22 protein-coding genes are annotated in these 20030 nt (G+C 56.6%); 6 read left to right on the forward strand and 16 right to left on the reverse strand.

All coding sequences use genetic code 11. The features are described 5' to 3' along the window. Positions 1-1615 precede the first annotated feature (1615 nt). The 4 genes from P7A97_RS07920 to P7A97_RS07935 are packed head-to-tail and all read right to left on the reverse strand — an operon-like array spanning position 1616 to position 4901. On the reverse strand, positions 1616-3064 hold the full coding sequence (locus tag P7A97_RS07920) for a 3'-5' exonuclease (RefSeq protein WP_277689386.1): 1449 nt from the start codon (positions 3062-3064) through the stop codon (positions 1616-1618). Beyond that, the gene (locus tag P7A97_RS07925; RefSeq protein WP_277689387.1) at positions 3065-3826 is read right to left on the reverse strand and encodes a FlhC family transcriptional regulator; all 762 of its coding nucleotides are present in this window, start codon (positions 3824-3826) and stop codon (positions 3065-3067) included. A gap of 5 nt (positions 3827-3831) precedes the next feature. Further along, complete coding sequence (locus P7A97_RS07930) at positions 3832-4341, reverse strand: hypothetical protein (protein ID WP_277689388.1); 510 nt, start codon at positions 4339-4341, stop codon at positions 3832-3834. After that, on the reverse strand, positions 4341-4901 hold the full coding sequence (locus P7A97_RS07935; RefSeq protein WP_277689389.1) for a transglycosylase SLT domain-containing protein: 561 nt from the start codon (positions 4899-4901) through the stop codon (positions 4341-4343). The genes P7A97_RS07930 and P7A97_RS07935 overlap by 1 nt, the downstream gene beginning before the upstream one ends. Positions 4902-5296: 395 nt before the next feature. Between P7A97_RS07935 and P7A97_RS07940 the strand changes: the two genes are divergently transcribed. Beyond that, positions 5297-6040: a helix-turn-helix transcriptional regulator gene (locus tag P7A97_RS07940; RefSeq protein ID WP_277689390.1), complete on the forward strand. Its 744-nt coding sequence runs from the start codon at positions 5297-5299 to the stop codon at positions 6038-6040. 553 nt (positions 6041-6593) lie between these two features. Here P7A97_RS07940 and P7A97_RS07945 read toward each other — a convergent pair. Beyond that, positions 6594-7613 (reverse strand): ParM/StbA family protein, encoded by a 1020-nt coding sequence (locus P7A97_RS07945; RefSeq protein ID WP_277689391.1) that lies wholly within the window; start codon positions 7611-7613, stop codon positions 6594-6596. A gap of 1038 nt (positions 7614-8651) precedes the next feature. Between P7A97_RS07945 and P7A97_RS07950 the strand changes: the two genes are divergently transcribed. Together P7A97_RS07950 and P7A97_RS07955 are read left to right on the forward strand one after the other, a co-directional pair. Beyond that, a complete protein-coding gene (locus P7A97_RS07950; RefSeq protein ID WP_277689392.1) occupies positions 8652-9089 on the forward strand; it encodes a conjugative transfer protein MobI(A/C) in 438 nt (145 codons plus the stop codon). 62 nt (positions 9090-9151) lie between these two features. Continuing rightward, positions 9152-9457, forward strand: a complete 306-nt coding sequence (locus tag P7A97_RS07955; RefSeq protein WP_277689393.1) for a hypothetical protein — start codon at positions 9152-9154, stop codon at positions 9455-9457. Between the two features lie 107 nt (positions 9458-9564). On the opposite strand, the gene P7A97_RS07960 is transcribed toward P7A97_RS07955, so the two are convergent. The 3 genes from P7A97_RS07960 to P7A97_RS07970 form a co-directional block, all read right to left on the reverse strand. Next, entirely contained in the window at positions 9565-10821 is a 1257-nt protein-coding gene (locus P7A97_RS07960; RefSeq protein WP_277689394.1) for a Y-family DNA polymerase, read from the reverse strand. A 2-nt stretch (positions 10822-10823) separates the two neighbouring features. After that, positions 10824-11267 (reverse strand): translesion error-prone DNA polymerase V autoproteolytic subunit, encoded by a 444-nt coding sequence (gene umuD / locus P7A97_RS07965; protein WP_277689395.1) that lies wholly within the window; start codon positions 11265-11267, stop codon positions 10824-10826. 287 nt (positions 11268-11554) lie between these two features. Next, positions 11555-11692 (reverse strand): hypothetical protein, encoded by a 138-nt coding sequence (locus tag P7A97_RS07970; protein ID WP_277689396.1) that lies wholly within the window; start codon positions 11690-11692, stop codon positions 11555-11557. Between the two features lie 366 nt (positions 11693-12058). Here P7A97_RS07970 and P7A97_RS07975 point away from each other — a divergent pair, with 366 nt between their 5' ends. Then, positions 12059-14464 (forward strand): hypothetical protein, encoded by a 2406-nt coding sequence (locus P7A97_RS07975; protein WP_277689397.1) that lies wholly within the window; start codon positions 12059-12061, stop codon positions 14462-14464. A 25-nt stretch (positions 14465-14489) separates the two neighbouring features. Here P7A97_RS07975 and P7A97_RS07980 read toward each other — a convergent pair whose 3' ends face one another. The 8 genes from P7A97_RS07980 to P7A97_RS08015 all read right to left on the reverse strand — a co-directional run bounded on the left by P7A97_RS07980 (position 14490) and on the right by P7A97_RS08015 (position 17715). After that, the gene (locus tag P7A97_RS07980) at positions 14490-14690 is read right to left on the reverse strand and encodes a hypothetical protein (RefSeq protein ID WP_277689398.1); all 201 of its coding nucleotides are present in this window, start codon (positions 14688-14690) and stop codon (positions 14490-14492) included. Then, the gene (locus P7A97_RS07985; RefSeq protein WP_277689399.1) at positions 14677-14847 is read right to left on the reverse strand and encodes a hypothetical protein; all 171 of its coding nucleotides are present in this window, start codon (positions 14845-14847) and stop codon (positions 14677-14679) included. Before P7A97_RS07985 ends, P7A97_RS07980 begins: the two co-directional genes overlap by 14 nt. Before the next feature lie 122 nt (positions 14848-14969). Then, positions 14970-16028 (reverse strand): hypothetical protein, encoded by a 1059-nt coding sequence (locus P7A97_RS07990; RefSeq protein WP_277689400.1) that lies wholly within the window; start codon positions 16026-16028, stop codon positions 14970-14972. Between the two features lie 96 nt (positions 16029-16124). Next, positions 16125-16562, reverse strand: a complete 438-nt coding sequence (locus P7A97_RS07995; protein WP_277689401.1) for a hypothetical protein — start codon at positions 16560-16562, stop codon at positions 16125-16127. Positions 16563-16596: 34 nt separating this feature from the next. Continuing rightward, a complete protein-coding gene (locus P7A97_RS08000) occupies positions 16597-16848 on the reverse strand; it encodes a hypothetical protein (protein WP_277689402.1) in 252 nt (83 codons plus the stop codon). An 80-nt stretch (positions 16849-16928) separates the two neighbouring features. After that, positions 16929-17147, reverse strand: coding sequence for a hypothetical protein (locus P7A97_RS08005; protein ID WP_277689403.1), 219 nt, complete (start codon positions 17145-17147; stop codon positions 16929-16931). A 19-nt stretch (positions 17148-17166) separates the two neighbouring features. Next, complete coding sequence (locus tag P7A97_RS08010; protein ID WP_277689404.1) at positions 17167-17460, reverse strand: hypothetical protein; 294 nt, start codon at positions 17458-17460, stop codon at positions 17167-17169. Positions 17461-17472: 12 nt separating this feature from the next. Next, entirely contained in the window at positions 17473-17715 is a 243-nt protein-coding gene (locus tag P7A97_RS08015) for a hypothetical protein (RefSeq protein ID WP_277689405.1), read from the reverse strand. A 161-nt stretch (positions 17716-17876) separates the two neighbouring features. Here P7A97_RS08015 and P7A97_RS08020 point away from each other — a divergent pair, with 161 nt between their 5' ends. Continuing rightward, positions 17877-18353 (forward strand): hypothetical protein, encoded by a 477-nt coding sequence (locus P7A97_RS08020; protein ID WP_277689406.1) that lies wholly within the window; start codon positions 17877-17879, stop codon positions 18351-18353. Positions 18354-18566: 213 nt separating this feature from the next. Further along, on the forward strand, positions 18567-20024 hold the full coding sequence (locus tag P7A97_RS08025) for a hypothetical protein (RefSeq protein ID WP_277689407.1): 1458 nt from the start codon (positions 18567-18569) through the stop codon (positions 20022-20024). The last annotated feature ends 6 nt before the right edge of the window (positions 20025-20030 follow it).

Consider the following 20030-nt stretch of genomic DNA (forward strand, 5'->3'; position numbering starts at 1 on the left):
ATTTAGGTTGGTTTGTTATGGCTGATGCTTGTCACAGCCTGTGACAGCAAAAGATCCATCGTGATTGTGTTGATTGTTTGAGGCTCTGCTGCACGCCAATTACACGTTCCCTTCAGTTCTTTGATTCGACTGTCACAGGCTGTGACACGGTTCTTTGAGTACGACCCGAGTCATTGTTTTAGATGGCAACAGGTCGAGGTTGTAGCAGGCGTGTAATAGCAGAGGTCCTGTCACAGGCTGTGACACCAACAGGCGGCTTGTGAAGTTGAGATGGGTTCAGGTGTTGCTGAAGCCAATTACACGTGCCGGTCAGGTTTTAGATTCGACTGTCACAGGCTGTGACACGGCTCGTTCAGTACGACCCACGTCATTGTTAATAGATGGCAACAGGTCGAGGTAGTAGCCGGCGTGTAATAACAGAGGTCCTGTCACAGGCTGTGACACCAACAGGCGGCTTATGATTTTGTTGAGAGTATTCGTGCGTTGCTGTACTGCGAATTTCACACGCACGTTAGGCCATTGATTCGCGAGTCACATCCTGTGACTCGTATCGTTCCTGATCGCCGGGTCTATCAGTTCACCAGGGGGTAAGACCCGATACTGCGCTAGTGGGGGAACTGGGAAGGTCTTGTCACAGGCTGTGACACAGAAAGGCATTCGGGGTGCGGGCGCCGCTAATTCCATATAGCAGTACGCCTCAATGCACGGGCCTGCATCTGGCGTGGATGCTACTGCCAGAAGGCATAGTGGCGGTGGAATGAAGCACAAAGCCCAAGAGGTTGATGAAACCAAAGACCCTTGGGGCTCGATAAAGAAATCCGACCATTAACGCTTTGTTAAGGCGTCTGACCCGGAAGGTGCAAGAGAGATTTCGAAGTAAAACTGGTGGGCGCGAGACCTATTTATGAGGTAGCGCCAACCTAACTTTGAGGTTGAAACAGAGGAGTGGGAAATGGTTAGAAAGCTAGCTTAAGATCCCGAATGCATCCGACCACGCATGGAAAGTTGAGTAAGTGGATCAAAAGCTGGGCTAAACAGCGTCAAGAATTGCAGCTCAGGCCATATTTAGACCGAAAACCAGCCAGTCAGTCATAAAACCCAGGGTGCAAATGTTAGGTTGTAACAAATGATCAGGGGCCTAACTTTGAGGTAGAACGCACTTTCTATCAGACGGGACCGACCTGACTTTGAGGTAGATATCCTGAAGTAACTGCCTCCGCACGATGCGTATATGCTTGATTTCTAAGGACTTTACTTCCGATAGGGCTAACACCCCACGAGCTGGCTTGGGCCGAGTCATTTCCTAACCTGAGTCGGATAGAGCCGGGTTTAAAGACTGAAAATAGGGGAGAACCACGCAGGGCAAGGTTGGAAAATGTGAACCTATTGCAAAGCTGGAGGGTGGAAAGTGCATAAAAGTGAACCTGCCGATCTACTAGGCGCAAACGAGGCTTCGAGGAGGTGCACAAATGTGAACCTAAAGCCATTGAGGCCATGGGGCACAGAAAAAAAGGTGCAAAAAAGTGAACCGCCCCGTCGATGACGCACTTGATCTAAAGAGCAAAAAAACCGCCATGGGGTACCCAGTGGCGGCCTAGGAAAAAGGGAAGGGTGGTCAACGAATGATGTCGTTGAGCGATTCTGACTGAGACTCAAGCTTGAACATTGTGCGAGTTGTAGCGACGTAGAGAAGGTTCAGCTCTTCGTCCCCTTGTGGACTCATGGACTGGCCATTGATAAGAAGGCCATCAAGCCGAGAGTCGAAGTCGTTCGAGATAAGCACGTTCCGCCATTCGCAGCCTTTTGCTCTATGGGCTGTGATAAGCGTAATGAGGCCCCGCGGATTCTTGGCCTTACAGAGCCTTACCAGGCTGTCGACCCTGCGAGCATTGTTCTTCACCAGGCTTCCGATCTGAGACACCTCTGAGTCCTGGTTCCGATACATCCACCCTTCAAACTCATCCCAGCTACGGAACTGTTGATAGGCCGGATGCCGAATGTCACGTGTAGCCCCGCGAAGTAGGGCATAGGCACCCTCAATCTTAGATTGCAGCTCAGCCATGTCTCCAACAATGTCGATAGAAGCCCCTAAATCGCTCAATGTGAGGGCTCCAGCAAGAAGGCCGGCATTGGTACGGAAAATTCGCGTATGAGGCTCCTGCTTCGAAATAGGGCCTATAGAGGCGGGGTTGCTAGATAGGCCCTTGAGGCCTAACTCGGCCTTGGAGGCTTTTGATCGAATGATGCTGTTGGCGGCATCAGCTATTTCCTGGCCAAACCTGAATGAAAGGGACAATGGAAAAGCCTGCCCAGGCACCTTCAGCATGGCGTCCTGAGCGCCCTTAAAGCCAAAGATCTGCTGAGCTGCATCACCTACGTAGCACGCACGTTTTGCGTACGCCAAACAGCCAAAAAGAACGCCGGATAAGTCTTGAGCTTCGTCCAGGAAAACGAAGTCGTATGCACTCAACCCCGGGCATCCTCGTAAAGCCCAGCTCTTAAGATACAGGTCGTGCGGGAGCGGTAGGGAAGTGTTCACGCCCGGTAAGAGACCTTTGAAGAGCACCTCGGCGTACTTCAAAGCTAGGCCGGCTGTAACAGGGTCCTTTACCCAGGATGGAATGTGACTTGGCCCCATCTCTACTGAACTGCTTTGGCAGTAAGAAGTGACAATGGCCAAGATAATCCTGGCGAAGGTTGTTGCCTGGGTGGGCAATCGCTTGGCATTGAGGCCGAAGGCGTCGATTACCTGGGCGGGGTAGACCTGGGTTGTAGGCCTTCCTGTAGCGCCTGCAGCCGTGCCCTCATACGCCATAGCGTTGAACGTACGAACTGCAGCTATGTTACGGAATGAAGCTTCGCCGGCCTGCACAAGGGGCTTGCTGAAGGCCAAATACAAAAGCCGGCTTCCGCCGGCTTTCTTGCATTCAGAGGCTGATCCTACAAGTGTCGTCGTCTTGCCGCATCCGGCGCCTGCTACGACCTTAATGATGCCTCGGGGCTTCGAGAGCAGATCTACAGAAGCCTTATGGACAACAGCTTGTTCTGAGGTTGGCGTATGCATTTACGCGACCATGAACTGTAGGGAGCCATGCTCCTGCAAGGCTTGGATTGCCGCTGAGGTGCTGGCTTCGCTGGCAACAAGGGCACGGAGCTCACGCGGGGACAGGGTAGTAAGAGCCTTGGCAACGGTGAGCTCTGAAAGGCTGATCCCCATTTCAGAACACAGCTCCTCGTCGTTGCTACCCCAGTTAAGGGCTTTGCTAACTGAGCTGCTCAGTTCGGCCAGCTCGGAGAGAGGCCTAGGTTCCCCTTCAGTGGGGATTTCAACCGTAATGCCACTGCAGAGAGGGCAATTGAAACGACGGCAAACAGAGCTCGCCACAAACTCTGTATGGCAGCTATTACAGGATCTCATGCTGACATTCATTGCCCGATAGTCCCGGGCAATTACCCAGGCGCGATCGAGGTCAAGGTAGACATCCTGGTCAACAGCACCCCCACGAAGGGACCCATGACACTCAAGGTAATGAGCGTGCGCCGATATGACTGCCAGATTGTCGATGGCTTCGGCAGGATTTTGGGCAATAAGCAGGTAGGCGTTCATGAAGAGCGTCGCTTCCAGGATCATCTCGCGACTGCTCAAAATCGTTTCGGAGTGGGGGAGGGGGCCTGAATCTGCGCTGCCCCTCAAGCCAAGTTGCTTGCGTATTGCTGTGATCTGCTTACGTTTCATGCTCGTTTGGCTGACGAGTATGATCGTGCGAAGTCCTGATTTGACGAGCTTTTCGTTGATGCTTTTCTCGTCCATGTCGTAAGTCATCATATTGGTCAGCTCGCTTTCCGTGGGCTTGAGATAACACGGAGCAGTGCAGCCATTTTCGCGGTTGGGTTTTGGACCCCAGCGCTCAGATGCTTGGTTTCACAACGCAGACTAAAGGAGATGGAACCCTTCATTGCAAGACGTAGCCGCTCTTGAATGGAGCTTTCCGCCAGCCACATGGCCTTGTCATAGCTGGTGATACCCCAGTTGATCATGCCAATTCGCAGATCCTGCTTTAGGTCGTCTGCGATTGAAGTGAGGATGGTGGTCACAAGTCCTACGCTGGCCGAAGGAATCGTCTTGGAAACGGCATCCAACCCGCCCTGGAGAATTTCAAATGAAATCTGGAAGGGAGAGGTAGCCATCTCGCAAAGGTCAGAGACAAGCTCTTCTGACGCGGCCACGAGCCATTTCTGGTCATTCAGACTCAGATCGAAGAAACGAGAAAAGCTGACCTGGTCATTGGCGGCCCACTCTCGGGCGGCGCGGACAGCAATGGAAAGTCCAAACGTATTCATCACACATCCCCCAGCAAAATAAGCCGACGCCAAATCTTGATTACGTTTTCCCCGTACCCGCGAGCGATGTGCTCAAGCTTTGGGTTTGGGGTGTGATACCGACCGATAGCAAGGGGCAAGTCGCCCTCGTTGCCGGCGATCATCTCGCAAAGAATCTGTGTTCCAATCAGGACGTTCTTCCGCAGATCGAGGAGATCGCGAGGGTTGTTCACTCGTGACCCGTTCCAACGAATGGAAACCTGCATAGCGCCGACAGCAATGTGCTTTGTGTTGGCCAGTCCCTCCTTCAGCAGCTGCTCAGCTGCATGGCGCGTGGAGGGGTGGTATCCCTTATCCGAGATGTTCAGTGCATAAGGGTTTGGAGCCACCATGCGCCCACCTGCGTACTTCTTCGACTCCTGCAGTGCCACTGCATAGAGGAGCTTCGGATCAACGTGGCAGGTTTGCGCTGACGCCTCTTCCCAGACAGTCCCCTTTAGGCTGAAGGCATGGGCCTGGTCAGCGAAAGCGGAGCTTGCAAGAACAGTAAGACCAAAAAGTAGGGGGGTGGCTCGGTTCATGGGTCACACTGCTGTGGTGTAATTTCTTCCGTGTTGGCCCGGCGCATTCTATAGATGTTTCGCCATGGTTCAATATGTTTCAGGTGTGAAATACACGATTACAGTGTAAAAAATGGCCAAATCCGACCAGTGGGAGCTGAGGTTTGGGTGATTTTTGACATCTGTTTGTGATTCTTTACACGTTTTAAAGGCTCTATGTGTCTTGATTCAAACAGGGCAGTGTAGGAAAAGGCTTGCGCGGAGTAAGTGTGGTTGTGGTGCTGACATGGTCGGTCGCTACCCTTCGGCAGTGTAAAATCCGGTTAGTAAGCTATATTTCTCTGGAAGGGATCGAACTAGCAGTCGCTGCCGCTAGCTTCCATTACACTGTAGGAAAAGGACGCTTTGGGCGTCCCATGGTTTTACGCAGTGGGGTTCTCGCTGCGCTGAAGGCAGATATGTATTACCAAAAAGACCTGACAACCCACGCCTCTTTTGTTGAGCGGGTTACCGAGAGAATGAAAGTACTCGGGCTTTCAATTCCTCAGGTAGCTCAGCTATCAGACATCAAAGAGGCGACCCTTAAGAACATCCTCTACAAGGACGTAGAGATCAGCCGGACTGCGCTTGTTAGTCTGGCTTTCGCTCTCGAAACCACTGTTGAGTATCTGGCAGCAGGTGCCCGTACTGCGGATGCTGCAGACGCTTCTGACTCAGTCACCCTCGCGGTTCAAGCCCCTGAATGCCTAGGGTTCGTGGAGGGCTTCATTAATACAGAGCCGAGGTCCTCTGACCTGGTGAAGGCTGCCAGGACCATCCCAATCCCAAGGAAGAGCCTTATCAATGAGGGAGTAGATCCAGCTCACGTCCGAGCTGTGGAGGTAAAGAACGATCGTCTGAAGCCTGACCTTGATGACGGCGATGTAGCCCTGGTGGACATCAGTAACCGGGTACTAGCGGAAGGCTTCTTTGTTGTCGCTATCCGTGACGCTGTCGTTCTGCGGTTCGCATCGCCTTCTGTGCGGGGCTTCCTTCTGCAGGCATTCAGTCACCACGTTGGTGGCACACTCGTGAACATGCAGGCTGATGGCACCTTCTCTGATCCCGAGATCAAAGTGATCGGGCGAATCTTCAGTCGAATATCAGTTCAGTCCCTGTAAAAAAGAACCCGCCAATGGCGGGTTTATTTTTAATCTGTCATTTGTGGGGGCTTCCTAATCGAACGCCTGGGAGCTGTGGGTGCCGGCGCAGCAACTGGTGGTGTTGCGGGAGCGGGGACCTGTACCTGAGCGGGCTCCAGCGGAGCCGCCTGTGTGACTGGACGGCTCTCCATCACTGGCTCGACTGCACCCTTAGCCGCCAATGTGGGCTGCACCTGGAGTTCTGCAGGCTCGATCTCCTGCTGGGGGAGGGGGGCAGCGTTTTCCGCGGCCGGCGTTGCTGGTTGAGCAGCTGCAGCCGGTGTCACTGATGGAATTGGCGCAGGCTTCATTTGTGCAGGTTTGCTTGGTCGGGGTGCTACTTCAGTGGCACCTGCATTGAAGCGGGCGTACATCAATCCCAGGTTGGCCAGCTGCAGCATCCTCTTAGTCCACTGATTTTCAGGGTACTGCAGGAGCTCCTCTCGGAGCTCCGGCATATAAGAGGGCACCTTGAGAACGATACGTCGACCAAATGGTTCGTTGTCGTCAGTGCTGCTCATCATCAGTCCTCTCAGACGTTTCCGTACAGCCAGAAGCCGACAGCATTGGATACCACTGGGTTTGCAGAGGTAAGAACCTGTGCGTCCGGGTAGTGGCGCATTACCGCAGCCTTGTAGTACTCGCTACCCCCGCCGCCGAGGAAGATGAAGTCCAGCGGCTGGCTCTCGTGTTGGAAGCGCATGGATTGCAGGGTGTCCTTGAGAGCCTCGTTGGCGATGATCTCTTGGGCGCGTTCCACATAAGGCGCCAGGGGGACGCGAGCGCCGCGTACCACAACGTTATCGCGGCCGGCCTGCAGAGACATCTCGATCTTCTCAACGCCAGGCGAAACGGCGTGCTCCAAGCCGATTTGGCGGTTGATCTCGCCAATCATCGCGGACATGGCTTCCAGCGCTGTACCAGAAGCATCTTTCACAACGTGGCCTTTGTTGTAATTCACCCAATCAACCGAGTAAAAGCCGGGATCGACGACCAGGATGTGGGATTCATCCAGCAGCTCTGGATCGCTGTAGCTGCTGTAGATGTCGTTCAGGATCCCTGCGGGCTGGGGGACAACCAGAACTTCTTTTACTTCGACCACAACGGAAGGCGCTACCTGATGCTTACCTTTAAGGCGTTTGGTCAGTGCCTCGATCAGGGCCGGATCACGCGACTGGGAGGTCGGCAGGCCGGTAATCAGATTGTCGATTACGGACTGGCCGTCCTCGGTGGCAGCAACGAGCGCGCCAAGGAAGAGGGCGTAATAGAGATCGGTCGAAGGATAGTTGGCGTGCAGCTCACGCTTGATGTCGGCCCGAGCAGGGCTGATCAGGGAGAGCCAGCGCTCATCTTTCACGGTTACAAAGAACTCGCCAGGGCCGGCAGTGTGCTCACCATTTACAGCCGAAATAGGCGCCGCATGAGCGGGGCGCACGAGAGTTTTTGGCTCGCCTTGGGAGGGGTAGCCGAAGGCAATCTTGACGTTCGAGTAACCGATATCCAGACCAACAACGAAAGGACCGGTAGCGTTTTTTGGGGCTTTGCTGGACATAGAGGTTCCTTACCACTGGTGTTTTTAGGTGTAAGAAAGTGCACCTCTCGATCACCGTCCCAGGCTCCCACCTGAGTAAGTGATGCGTTTTTGGTTCACATTTGTGAACCTTGCAAGCCAGGCCAAGGTTCACAAAAGTGCACCGTGGGAGCACCTTTTGAACTCAGCTTGCCATCGATTTTGGATATGCAACCCCTCAATTAGGGCCTGATTTAGGCCCTGGTCTTGTGATTTTCCATGGGCGAGCCTCGGTCTAGCTGTCGTAACAGAAGAGACACGTCCAAACCTGCTGAAGGTTTTCCATGCGATAACGGCTGTAGCCCTTACTCTGCCTGGGGTGTAGTTGCTATGCGCGCAATGAATGTGGGGTAGAGCAGGGGAAAACAATGACTTCTGGCCGTTCGGCTTACCTTGATGCGGCTTTCAAGGCATTTGCCGAAATTTATGGCGAAGAGCTAGGGCTAGTTGTTCGCAAGCCATTTCGGCGCTAGCCCATGTGCTGCGGGGTGTTCGCGTTGCACGTTGGCTAAAAGTATTGCCCACGTTTTGCGCCAAATTCCGGCCTATTGGAGGCTGTGGGTATTCGCTGCCCAGGGTTTTCAAAATAGCGGGGGCCAAACGGCGTCTAATTTGGCGGAAGGTGTTATCTCGGAATCCCAGCATTTACGGGGGTTTATACGAGGTGATTGGCCATGAATGTTCCAAAGGAACAGGTCAGTTCGACCGAGACCATCTGAACGGCAATCCTTCCGGGTTAGCGAGAGTCCATGGAAAAACCGGCGATGAGGATTCCATCAACCGAATCTGTGAACCCCCCGCCGGGAGAGGGTTTCAGCAGGAGCATGCATCATCATTGCCCGCAGAGCATAAAATGCGAAAAGCTAGATTTCAGGAAAAACAGCTTTTCCCCTAGATCAAAGCCCTCTGGAAGCCACGCGTGACGCGGGGTGCCCCTGAATTGGGGTCAAATTGCTCATTGATTAGGCCAAAAAAATGGGAACTTGGCCGAAAACCTGAACTAGGAAGGAAGGGATATAAATGTGGAAAACTGTTGAACAGATCGATGAGGAAATGGCGAGGCTTGATGCGTTCGATGAGTCACTCAAGCAGATGACTCTGGACCTCAATGAGGAGATCTGGGCTCAGGCCAGGCGCGAGAAGTTTGTCCTGGTGAGGGCTGTGCAGATTCGCGAGAACACCGACAACTTCCGAATTGAATGGTGCCGCCTCAAACATGTCAAGCAGGATGGGACTACGGTTGTTAAGCCCAATCGCATGTCGCTCAATAATTCCAAGAGCAAGCGTTCCTTCAGGCAGAATATGGTCATCATGGGGCGGCTCGACCAGAACCACCTGGCCATTGTTCGCCGGTACGACGAAAAGTTTGCTGCCATTCGTGAGCTGGCTGAAGGCAACGGCGAATACCGTAAGGTGCTGAAGCGCATGCGGGTCATCATGGGAGCGGTTGGTCTCTAGCGGGGTTGCATATTTGGTGGGGTTGGTACGCTGACCCCATCAATCGCCCGAGGAGGCACCCCATGGAAACTGTCCCGCGCATCACCCCTCTCATGTCCAACGCTGAACTCGACAACTGGGCCGACATCTACGCTCAGGCTCGTATCGGTGAAGTGGTCAGCATTACCTTCAGCGAGTTCATCCAGTCTCCCTGGGCGCATCTCGCTAGCGCCGGCCAGGAAACTGCCCCCGAATGCATCGAGAACGGATTCCTGCCTCTGCTGCCCGCGCAAGCTGAAGCTTCGCGCCGAATCCAGGGCGACTGGAATGCGCAATCGAGAAAAGGCGCCGGCTCCAAGTCGCACCTGGTACTGGTAGCCAGCAACTGAGCCCCCCTGCTAACTCCGAACTCACAGGCCCCGGCGGCATGGGATTGGGAATAGGCGACTGGAAGCCTGAATCTGACCCGGTGCTGAAGGCCTGAGGGGGATGGGGATCAGAAAACGACAGGCAGATTCGAGATGTCTGTCGTACTCGAACCGCTAAGCATGTCAGCCCGCGGTTTCCACTTATCGGACGCAAGGGATCGGGCGACAGCCAGTGAACCTCGTCCGAAACGGTCGTTGATGCTCGCAATGAGTGTCGCAACACGACAGCCATCCACATCGTGAGATTCGAACAGCGACTGCTGAGGCATAGAGCTTGGCTCGATGATGTCCATGAGGCTGATGCCAGCTTTCGCGTATGAAACCCCCTGCCTGAATATGCGCATGGAGGCCTGAACGGACGCAGAGGCAAGAATGCGGGGGTCCCGAGTCCGAACAGGAAGCGAGACAGTGGTGGCGGCTGAGCGTACGTACGATGTCGATACCGGACGCAGATACACGCGAATGACGCCGCAGACGGACTGTTGCCTGTTGAGCTTCTCGGAGGCGGCGGATGCGAACGAAACGATGGCGGCAGCAAGGTCGCGCTCGCAGGAGAGACTTTGTCCGAATGTGCGGCTGACGTTGATCATCTGCCTGGGTACGTCTGGCTCAGCGATGTCGATAGAGACGTGCCCCTGAAGCTCGGCCTGAGTGCGACGAACACCGATAGGGAAGTTGGAGGCGATCAGCCCCACAGGAGCGTTGGCGAGCTGTAGCGCATTGGTGATACCAAGCCCGACAAGCTTCTCGGCGAACGCAGGGCCGATCCCCCAGACCTCGGCGATAGGTGTTGCCTCAAGAGCGGGCAGGCGCTGGTCGTCGGCCAAGATGGAGCAAGCCCCAGTGCGCAGAACACGCTTGCCGAGGTAGGAGGCGACCTTGGCGAGTGTAGGGGTGAGGCCGATGCCGGCGCCGATAGGTAGGCCGGTCCACTGCAGCACCTTATGGCGGACCTCGGAGGAAAGCGTGTCGAGCTGAGCTGGTGACATCCCTGGGCACCTGGCAAACACCTCGTCCACGCTGTACTGGGTCAAAGCGGGGACCATGGAGGCAATTACCGACACCATGCGTGCGGACATGTCGCCATACAGCGGGAAGTTCGCGGAGAAAAACTTGACGTTGTGCGGCCAGAGCTCCTGCCGGTTGCGGACGAAGTGAGCCGGCTCTCCCATCTTGATGCCAATGTCCTTGGCCTGCTGTGAGCGAGAGATGACGCACCCGTCATTGGAGCCGATGACGACGACGGGGTGATTGGCGTACTGGGGCTTTAGGACCAGCTCGGCCGAGACGTAGAAGTTATTCGCGTCGAACAGGATGAAGGCCATGGCTAGCAGGCCGACAGTCGGTGCAGGTTGAACGTGCAGACGCCCCAGACGAAGAAACCGTGCTCTTCGGAAATGACGATATCCGCGTAGGAGGGGTTCTCGGCCCGAAGGATGATCTGGCCGCGTGAGCGCAGGAACCGCTTGCAGGTGAACTCGCCGTGCACAACGGCCAGGACGATGTCGCGGTTCTTTGCCGTCTTAGAGCGATCGACCACGATGATGTCGCGAGGGTAGATGCCGGCGCCGACCATGGAATCGCCACCGGCGCGGACGAGAAAGGTCGCGGCGGGCGCAGAGATGGCGATGTCGTCGAGACTTGCCAGCTCCTCCGAAAACTCTTCGGCCGGACTCGGGAACCCGCAGGCGACCTCGGAAAACATGGGAATGGGAGGCTTTTGGGGGGAGGGGGCTAGAAGGCCAATGATCTGGATTTTGTGGGAGTCCATAACGCACCTGTATAAATATCCAGTATCAATAATACAGGCACGCTCCCTATGGCGCATGAGGTCCGACGAAAAGCCTGACCCTGAAATGGGGCCGAACTTGGCGAAAAGAGGCGAGCGGCGTCCGTAGGATGCGCATTGAGAAAAACCGCCACTGACAGCGTTCGCAGATGACAAGCTTCCCCACTACATCGCCAGTACCGCCATCGAAGACCGATGGAGAACTGCGTGCGCGTCAGGAAAGCACGCTGAAATACTGGAAGGCCCTGGAGATGATCCAAGGCCAGAGCCTACCCAGAGGGGAGCATGGCCAGCACGATGGCGCGAGAGTGACGGGGCTTGTTGAGGGCGTGCACGAGAAGTACCCCTGGCTCCAGTTCGAGGCTGGCGTCGACCATCACGTCTACGTAGGGGTTGTCTCCACCCACGACGCTTTCGAAGCTGTGTCTGGCGCAGCCCTTCATGACGAGCTGGACGGCCAGGGCCGATCGAGCATGGCGCTTGGTATCCTGACCCTGAGGGGTGGGCGGTATGTGAGGGGTTCGTTCCGGGTTTCCACTGGAAAGTGGGCGCTGTCCAGGCTTCGAGCGGGTCAACCGCTGCCTGATGGGTACGATGAGTCCTGCCAGGGTGTTTGCGAAGAGGTTGATGAGCTGCTTGAAGGGACAGAAGTAACTTCTGCGACTCTGCGCGTCCTATGCGAACTGGTTTCAACGAGACTGGGCCTGTCTGACCTGTACGCAGGTCGCGAGCTCCGTCACCGGGTGCTGACAAAAGCTACTTCTGAGTCAGGCTTGAACAGCTATGGCGCACTCAACGGGTTCTACCTGTCCGATATCAACAAGACCCTCAAGCGAGTTCGATCTGGACGCCTAACTCCAGCCCTGAGCGCTTATCTCGGGGGAGCCCCCGGCCAGAGGACGGATGTAGGGAGTGAGCGCGGGCAACGTGAGTGCGTTGAGCTGATGCTGCCGTACGCGGCGGTGGCGGCGGCCTGGCCGACAGATGATTCGCTGAGTGCATCTGAGCAGTTAGTGTCGAACGCACTGCGACAGCAACTGGAAACGAATGGTGGGCTGCAGGCGGTTTGCTTGCCCCATGGCGCGAGCGGGCACCGGATAGCGCGGGACCTGTTGCTTGAGGCGCTGAATCACCGGGCCGCGGCAATGGCGGCGTTTCCCCGTACACGGATGATGTTCGGTCGTACGCGCAGCCATGTGGCAGCGGATGAACGGTTTGCGACCGTAAACGAGACCTTGTTGGACTGTGGCGTTGCAGTTATCCAGCCGAGGAACGCCGGCATTGAAGATCTAAGCCGGCAGCTGAGCGCCGGTTTGACGGTGACTGAAGAAAGGGACCCCCTGGTCGCTGCGCTGATGCGCAAGGGTGTTCTGTGTCTTGATGCCAGCACCAGGGAGTCGCGCAGCCGGTTTGTCACGGACCAGCTCGAAGGCGAGGGCGGCATATACGAACTGTTGCGGGCGGCAGCGAACAAAAAGCAGCCCCGCGAGGAAGAGTTTTCCCAGTGGCGCCAGGCCTGCAGCCGGTACAGAGAGGCGGTGCACGTGGTGCAGACAATGAGCGAGGTGGCGGAGGCAGCACCTGAGGTGATCCGCCGGGTAGTCGAGTTGCGTCGCTGCATCCATGCCTTGATCGTCGACCTGGAGCGCTTCAAGTCCAGACGGCAGCTACGCACCGAGAAGATATTGTCCTCTGCCGACACAGAACTCCGAACCATTGAGCATGAGCTCGATAGGGCGAAGAAGGCCATGAGCGCGACTCCCCGCAGCCTGTTTCAGACGATACGGGTTTTTGTCGGCCGGCGTCGTGTGGTGGCTGAGGATCATGAGGCTGCAGTGCGGGGAGCTGAGCAAAGGCTGAACGTCCGTTCCGCACAGCTGGAGCGCGACCTATCAACCCTGTCAGAAGCTGACGACGTAATCGCGCAGAGCAATCGCGAGCTCGCAGCCGCCGAGGCAGCCCTGGTGACCAGTATCGAACAGCTACAGAGGGTCTGTGTCGAGCAGCACCTGGTGCACCTGGGGCAATGGCTGTCGACCGGCCGCATTGACGACCCGGCTACCGAGTTCCAGTCACCCTGGTACCAGAGCGGATTGGCGGAGGCGAGGGCTCGCTTGTTCTACGAGTGCGTCCGCATCAACGCTGTATTCTTGCGCCAGCAGGCCAAGCGCGTGCTTGGCAACCTGCAAATAGCCCAGTGCTTGCTCGCTGGCGGCCCGACGCGAGGATTGAGCTCGGCTGAAAGCCCGTCGCTGTGGGCGACAGTCCACCTGGTGGCGCCGGCGGCGGTGATGAATAACGCCAATGTCGGCTCAGTGTTCCGGAAGGTGAAATCTGAGGGATTCCGCTGGGTAGTACAGATGAGTGCCGGCCAGATCAGTCCCTGGCGAATGCTTGCGGCGGTCACGCGGGGCAGAGGGGTGGTGCTGCTCGGTGAGAAGAATGATTTTCTGAACTCCCTACAGGTTCCGGACGTGCTGAGGCAGCAGATTGCGCTCGCCACCGGGATGGATCCGGCCGCTGCAGTTAGCCTGACATCGGCACTTCACGTCGCGGATGCCGCGTCGAGATGGCGCGGCCTGGCCGTGCGCAGTGTCGAGTGCAGCGCTGAGCCGATGCTCAGCATCCTCAGGGCGGCGGCCTATGGCGACTACCTGGTGCCGCGCCGGGTAACCGAGGGTGTTGATGGGTTTGACTCAGGCTGGATCGACATCCGCGGGAATGCCAACAGCACCTGGGTACCGAACGAAGGCCGTGCGCTGCTGCGAGTCCTGGATTCATTGTGGTGCCAGGGCGTAGCTCATGAGCAGGTCGCGATTGTTTCGCTATCGAGTCGGGTTCGCAGTGAAGTGCAGAAGCTGATTCCCTCTACCAGTGGATTCCACGTGCTGGCGCCGCAGGAACTGAGTGGCCGGTCTTACTCCTACGTGATCCTGATGCTGGGGAGTGGCAGCACCAGCTGGCGCCGGGCGATGAGCTCCAATCCGGCGATTCTGGCTGCACCAGCGGGCGCGGCCAGGCGCGGCCTGTATGTGATTGGCGACCGGGCGGAGTGGTCCCGCCGGGGTGTGCTGTCTGTTGCGGACGATTATCTGCCCCGGGTATGCGTCGACGCCGTGGTTGACCTGGGCGGCGAGGTGTACCGAAGCAACGGCCAGATACTGACTAGCGTGAGGTAACGACCGGCACCTGGTGGTGGCCAACTCACTCGCTGTTCAGCTGCAGAACGAACTTCGCCGCCAGATGGGTATCCATGCACAGCAAAGCGGGCATCCAGTACGGACGGAGAACGCCGGCATCGGCATCGGCCGCGACGATCACGTTTCGATCGGGCAATGCGGCCCAGGTCCATGCCGGGAAAAGTCGCGACAGCACCAGCAGCTCATCCAGGTCAGCCCTGATCATCGTCATTCCCTTCCTGCCGCTCCATCCACTCGGCCGCCAGCCACAGGCCGGTACCCATGGCCAACAGCAGCAGAATGGCCCACAGCGGAATGAGGTGATACGAGCCCAGCCAGAAGCCGGCACCAGCAAACGCGATCGTCACCAGGATTTTTCCCATTCGGAGCACCTCCATCAGTTGAGTGCTGACAACGCTACCCGGGGGAGGGCATGTGTCAGCGACTGAGGGAGAAAAATCGTCGGCTCCGAGAATGGGAGCTGAGGGGGAGGAGGGCTAGGGCATCAGAGCCCAGAGAGTTGGTTGCTCAGGCCGCGAAGAGGGTGGGCAGTCCTGATCATCTCACGATGATCATTGATGAGGTGGATCAGGAGCGTGACTTGGCGGCCAATCAGTTCGCAGTGAGCCTTTTGTTGGGCTTCGAGCCAGGGGGCACCAGGCATGAACGCCATAATGTTTCGTTGTGATCCCTGAAGATACTGCCAGCGCGGCATTGGGCTATAGAGAGAGCCAAAAAACTTAGCCGACAGATCATTGGCGAGGTAGTCAATTCGCTGCTCCAGCTCACGGAACTCTCGTAGGAATGGGTATGAAGCCAGATGCCCGCCTAGTCGATCCTTGATTTTGGTTCGAGCTCTGACGAACTCCCGCACTGACTCGCAGTAGTCCACCTCAAGGTACCTCTGGATCGGCTCACGCATGACATTCGCATACGGATAGCGGATGCTTTGAACCAAATGCTCAAAACTAAGAGCTATCGCGTACTCATCTCGATAGACCGAAATCTGCCCCTCCGGAAGTTGATCATCCAGCCAGTAGCGAACGAACTCGTAGGTCGTTTCGACCTGCAGCGGACGCTGTTCAATCAAGAAGCCCAACAAGTCCTCTTGCGTGATGACGCTTAGATTGACCCCTGGAGAGTCGAAGTCAGGGGCAGGGTGGCTGGATGCAGTAGGAAACAGGAAGATCAGATTGTCGTAATCGGCCTGAAGTCCGTGCTTGAGGAACTTCGCATAGGTCTGCTTTATTTTCTGGTTCAGGTTCTCGCGCTGAAAGCTGACCTGGACGGCCTTTCGGTTTGTCTTATCGCCCAAATCGATTGCAGGGTAGTTGATGCTCCCTGGTGAAAGGTCATCGGGGATATCCTCTAGGGGGCTACACCCCAGACTGTTCATGTTATCGAACTGGAACCCCAGGCAGTTGAACAGGTGCTTGTAGAAGGTCTCGGCTTTCTTGGCGTCGTCATTGAAGCCCATGGCGCACTGCTGACTGACCTGCTCGGCGTACTGAGGCAGGCGTTTGCGCAGGTAGTCGATCATCATGTCGACGTAGGTTAGAGACATTCCTGAATCCTTTGAGTTAAGGCATGCCCCGAGGCTACTAGGGGGTTGAGGCGGCGTGCAATACCCGGCTTTCGTCGACACCATCGTCACGGCGGCTTAGCTCGACAGCCCGGAGGTGCCATCGCCATTCCACAGGCGGTGGGCAACACAGCGGATCAGGTTCAGGTCGGCCTGTTTGGCGTTCTGATTCTCGATGCCGCCCAGAAACGCTTTCTGAGCCACTTCGCGGCAGAAGTCCGCGGTGCTGAAGCCGGACTTGGCGAGCTTGCGGTATACCTCGTCGCCCAGGACGCGGCGCAAAGCATCTTCGAACTGGGCTTTGGTGGCGAAGTAGGTGCCCGGCGGGGCCACGCGGTCCTCACGGGACAAGATGGCAAGGATGGCCGTGGCCATGCCGCCCAGGTACTCGCCGCGGCGGAACATGGTTTCGTCGATGACGGAGGCGTCGTTGATTGCCGGGTCGATGCTCTGCAGGTCGTCGTGCTGCGGTACCAGCTCGCGGGCCTTCTCGATAAAGCGCTGTGCCAAAGTCATGGGTGGTTCCTGTTCCATTTCTTGTTCGGGTCGTCTAGTCGATCTGTGTCAGGGCGCGGGGAAGAGGGCGCTCCTCGTTATCCAGGCGCATGGCTTCCAGCAGGTTGTTCAGTGCCTCTACGGTGCGGGGACTGCGCTGGCAGTGGCAAACGAACTCGATCGAGGGCGCGTAGTCGTCCTGGCGCTCCATCGGCGGGATAACCCGCACGTGGATGTCGCCTTCGCTATCCCTGAAGAGGGAGAGACGCCCATCCGGGCTCATGTCCTCAGGTCTTTCGATCAGCATTTTATCGGCACCTGCTCCACGGGATTGGATGAAGCCATGCTTGCACGGGGCTGAGTGAATGCAAGCAGGGCGGTCTATACCTAGGCTGATTCTCTTGCCTGGGCCAGGGCATCCTGATTGACGCTGGCGTTGATGCGCTGGCTGATCCGCTGGAGTTCCAAGTGCACGATTTCCATTTCGGCGTCGGTCAGGGTGGTGCCGGCCTGCTGGAAGATCGACTCGGCATTACTCAACAGGCCGGAGGCGAAATTTCGTGCAAAGGCCACTGCCACGCGCACTCTCGGTTTTGTTGCAGCCATGCTGGTGCTCCTTGATCTGCTAACCGATGAAATCGACATACTTGAAGCGGCCTAGGGTCCTGGCCAGCTTGGCGCCGGCGGCTTTGACCTTTTCCAGGTCGCTCCCGAACACCTGCACGCCTTCCCACTGGCAGCGAAGCTGGCAGTCCTCACGCACATCAAACTGATCGCGAGCCTCGTCAAGGGCACGCTGCATCGCAGCATTGACCTTGTCGTGATACCCGGAGTCATGGACATAACCCTCCTTCCAGAACCACTGGATCAAGGCGAAGTGTTCGGTTCGGACTTCGACGATGGGGCGCTGGGAAATCATGGGTCAAGCCTCTTAGGCGGCGAGGGTGGCGCAGGCGCGGACCGAGTGGTGCGCATCGTTGAGCAGCGCCTGGCGGGCGGACTCGTCACAGATTCCCCAGTGCTCGTTTGCCACCTTGCAGCGGCCCAGGCGATCGAGGTCGGCGAGGCTCGCAGCGACAATTGTTCCCTTGCCGGCCAGCGCCAGCACCGCGGCTTCGCGCTCGGCATAGAGCACTTCCAGTTGCTGCGGGCTCGGGTACTTGGGGGCGCTCATGACAGGTTTCCTAGGCTGGTTGCGATGGGATTACCGTCTCACGAGAAACCTGAAGTGCAAGCGGCCTGAAGGCGACGACTGGTACGGATCGGGGCCACCCAGGCGCCGGCGGCGCACTATCTTTAGGTGTTAGCCAAACGTGTTGCGCGAGGGCTCTGATCATGGCCAGTCTGATTTTCCATACCGCAAGGGTTGGTGGGCGAATCCTGGAAGCGTTCATCACCTCAGAAGGTCCGTTGCTGACAATCAAGGGAAGTCCCTTCAGTCAGGCGGAGCTTGGAGTTTCAGTTCTTCGGTATGCCGACCATGCTGAAGGCTATTTTGGCCCTCCGGGGACTGGGTGGTGGATTGCTAAGTACGGCAATGACTACCGGATTCATCTGCCGGGCATAGGGCAGGCTGAGGCTGAGCAGATAGCCCAGGAGTTCGGTGTGCCAATCTGGATGCCGACAGCATCGCCTCACAGCGCAATGACCGAGTTCTACCGAAGCAGAGCCTGGGATGGGCTGAAGTTATGGATACGGAAGAACACGATAGTGGCCCGCAGACTGAGCCGCGGGCACCCTCACTACCTGCCGCAGTGGTATGAAGCTGCTGCTGAAGATGGTCAGGCACTCAATTTGACGTGCCCCAGGTAGCGACGAACTCCCCAAGTCCTCAACTGGTACGGATTTAACTTCCCGGTTTGCCAGCCTTCTGCTTATCATCTGGGCGGGTGTTGTCGCACGCCTTCCGCCCGCACCGGAAAAACAGCCATAGCGACGACTTAGTTTCTGCTCCACCTCAAAACATTCGTTCTCTGACCGGCGAATGAACCAGCGGGTAGTTCTGCATGCCGTATGGAGAATCGTATGCGCACCACAACCACGCCTTTTGAAGACCCAGAGTGGCTGTCTGATCGGTTTTATTACCCTGCCATGTATGCCTGGGCGCGAATCCGCCCGCACGGAGTTGCATCATCCCTTACGGATCGCATCAAGCATGCGGGAAAGCTGTATTCGACAGTCACTGGCCTGCAAAGAACGAGGGCTCTTGAGCACCTTGCGGCTGCGTTTCGGTTTGAAAATTGGCACCAATTGCGGCAGCACCTGGAGCATCCCATCGTTAGTGAGTCTGGTCAGGCAGCAGACCAGTGGGTGGACCGCTTAAAGCTGCTGCTGGTACTGCTGGAGGATACGGATCCAGAAGTACCTTTTGCCGACGAGTACGCACAGGCGATGGAGTTAATAGGCTCTCGATTGTCTCAGTTAGCGGGAGTGCCACTGGAAAAGGTGTTGGATGGCGTCTGTGCAAAATTGGCCATGGCTGACAACTGGAAGTCGGGGCTTGAGCGGTCACCCCTTGATGCCAAAGCCCCTCTCTACACCGCGTCGATCAAAGATGAATTGCTTTGGATCGAGCCATCCATGGCCTGCGTTGAGCTTATAGACCTTCTTTACAATCGCTTACCGGAGAATCCCACTAAGGATCAGGTCAGGAAGAACATCGTCTGGCTTAAAGCGGTCCTAAAGAAGCAGCCAGGCTTTCTTGATGGTTTGCTTGCGCTGGCGCTTGACGAGCAATTCTTAGGCAATACCCGGGAATCGCTGGAAGTCGTAGAGGCTGCCCTGAAAACGACTGAAACGCAGCTTCTGCAGGGCTATAAAGGCCGCATTGAGTGGGGAGTTACAAGCAACAGGGTATACCTTCGCATGCTGTGGCTTAGGATGGAGATCTACCAGGAGTTAGGCGAGCCGAAAAAATGCCTGGCAGCCGCAAGGCGAATTCTGAGACTCAACCCAAGAGACAACCAGGGCGCAAGATTCGTGGTGCCACTGCTTCAGATCCAACTCGGTGAGTTCGATAAGGCTCTCGTTTCAAGTCGAGCACGGAGGGATGAGTTCATTGATGCCTGTCAGTATCTAACTAGGGCATTTGCTCAGTTCGGGGCAGGCAATCACAAAGCGTTTATCCGTGACCTTTTGGCGGCCCTTTTCGACTTTCCCTGGCTCAGGTGTTTCCTGCTGAACGATGAGCAGGCTCTGGCGAAAGGCGAGTCTGGTATTCGATCTGTCGAGCCAGACGTTGATATGTTCTGTGATTTCGGTTGGCCGGCGTATCAAGCTGTTCCCGGTCTCAATGCAACCTGTTGGATCATCCTTAACAAACCCGCAGTCATCAAGGCCGAGCAGGAGCTCCGCATGTACTGGAACGGTTTCTGGGGTGTCCGTGATTCCACTCGTGTGGGGAACCATGAAGGATGGGAGGACCTGAAGAATCGGCTGATTGATCAGCTGGAGGAAGTGATTGGGCCGAAGGTAGTTTGGTAACGATTT

This window comes from Pseudomonas sp. GOM6 (assembly GCF_029537485.1).
GTDB lineage: Bacteria > Pseudomonadota > Gammaproteobacteria > Pseudomonadales > Pseudomonadaceae > Aquipseudomonas.

Coding starts and splice junctions, on each gene's coding strand:
- P7A97_RS07920 (WP_277689386.1), bottom strand. CDS start 3,064: ATGCATACGCCAACCTCAGAACAAGCTGTTGTCCATAAGGCTTCTGTA.
- P7A97_RS07925 (WP_277689387.1), bottom strand. CDS start 3,826: ATGATGACTTACGACATGGACGAGAAAAGCATCAACGAAAAGCTCGTC.
- P7A97_RS07930 (WP_277689388.1), bottom strand. CDS start 4,341: ATGAATACGTTTGGACTTTCCATTGCTGTCCGCGCCGCCCGAGAGTGG.
- P7A97_RS07935 (WP_277689389.1), bottom strand. CDS start 4,901: ATGAACCGAGCCACCCCCCTACTTTTTGGTCTTACTGTTCTTGCAAGC.
- P7A97_RS07940 (WP_277689390.1), top strand. CDS start 5,297: ATGGTTTTACGCAGTGGGGTTCTCGCTGCGCTGAAGGCAGATATGTAT.
- P7A97_RS07945 (WP_277689391.1), bottom strand. CDS start 7,613: ATGTCCAGCAAAGCCCCAAAAAACGCTACCGGTCCTTTCGTTGTTGGT.
- P7A97_RS07950 (WP_277689392.1), top strand. CDS start 8,652: ATGTGGAAAACTGTTGAACAGATCGATGAGGAAATGGCGAGGCTTGAT.
- P7A97_RS07955 (WP_277689393.1), top strand. CDS start 9,152: ATGGAAACTGTCCCGCGCATCACCCCTCTCATGTCCAACGCTGAACTC.
- P7A97_RS07960 (WP_277689394.1), bottom strand. CDS start 10,821: ATGGCCTTCATCCTGTTCGACGCGAATAACTTCTACGTCTCGGCCGAG.
- umuD (WP_277689395.1), bottom strand. CDS start 11,267: ATGGACTCCCACAAAATCCAGATCATTGGCCTTCTAGCCCCCTCCCCC.
- P7A97_RS07980 (WP_277689398.1), bottom strand. CDS start 14,690: ATGATCAGGGCTGACCTGGATGAGCTGCTGGTGCTGTCGCGACTTTTC.
- P7A97_RS07985 (WP_277689399.1), bottom strand. CDS start 14,847: ATGGGAAAAATCCTGGTGACGATCGCGTTTGCTGGTGCCGGCTTCTGG.
- P7A97_RS07990 (WP_277689400.1), bottom strand. CDS start 16,028: ATGTCTCTAACCTACGTCGACATGATGATCGACTACCTGCGCAAACGC.
- P7A97_RS07995 (WP_277689401.1), bottom strand. CDS start 16,562: ATGACTTTGGCACAGCGCTTTATCGAGAAGGCCCGCGAGCTGGTACCG.
- P7A97_RS08000 (WP_277689402.1), bottom strand. CDS start 16,848: ATGCTGATCGAAAGACCTGAGGACATGAGCCCGGATGGGCGTCTCTCC.
- P7A97_RS08005 (WP_277689403.1), bottom strand. CDS start 17,147: ATGGCTGCAACAAAACCGAGAGTGCGCGTGGCAGTGGCCTTTGCACGA.
- P7A97_RS08010 (WP_277689404.1), bottom strand. CDS start 17,460: ATGATTTCCCAGCGCCCCATCGTCGAAGTCCGAACCGAACACTTCGCC.
- P7A97_RS08015 (WP_277689405.1), bottom strand. CDS start 17,715: ATGAGCGCCCCCAAGTACCCGAGCCCGCAGCAACTGGAAGTGCTCTAT.
- P7A97_RS08020 (WP_277689406.1), top strand. CDS start 17,877: ATGGCCAGTCTGATTTTCCATACCGCAAGGGTTGGTGGGCGAATCCTG.
- P7A97_RS08025 (WP_277689407.1), top strand. CDS start 18,567: ATGCGCACCACAACCACGCCTTTTGAAGACCCAGAGTGGCTGTCTGAT.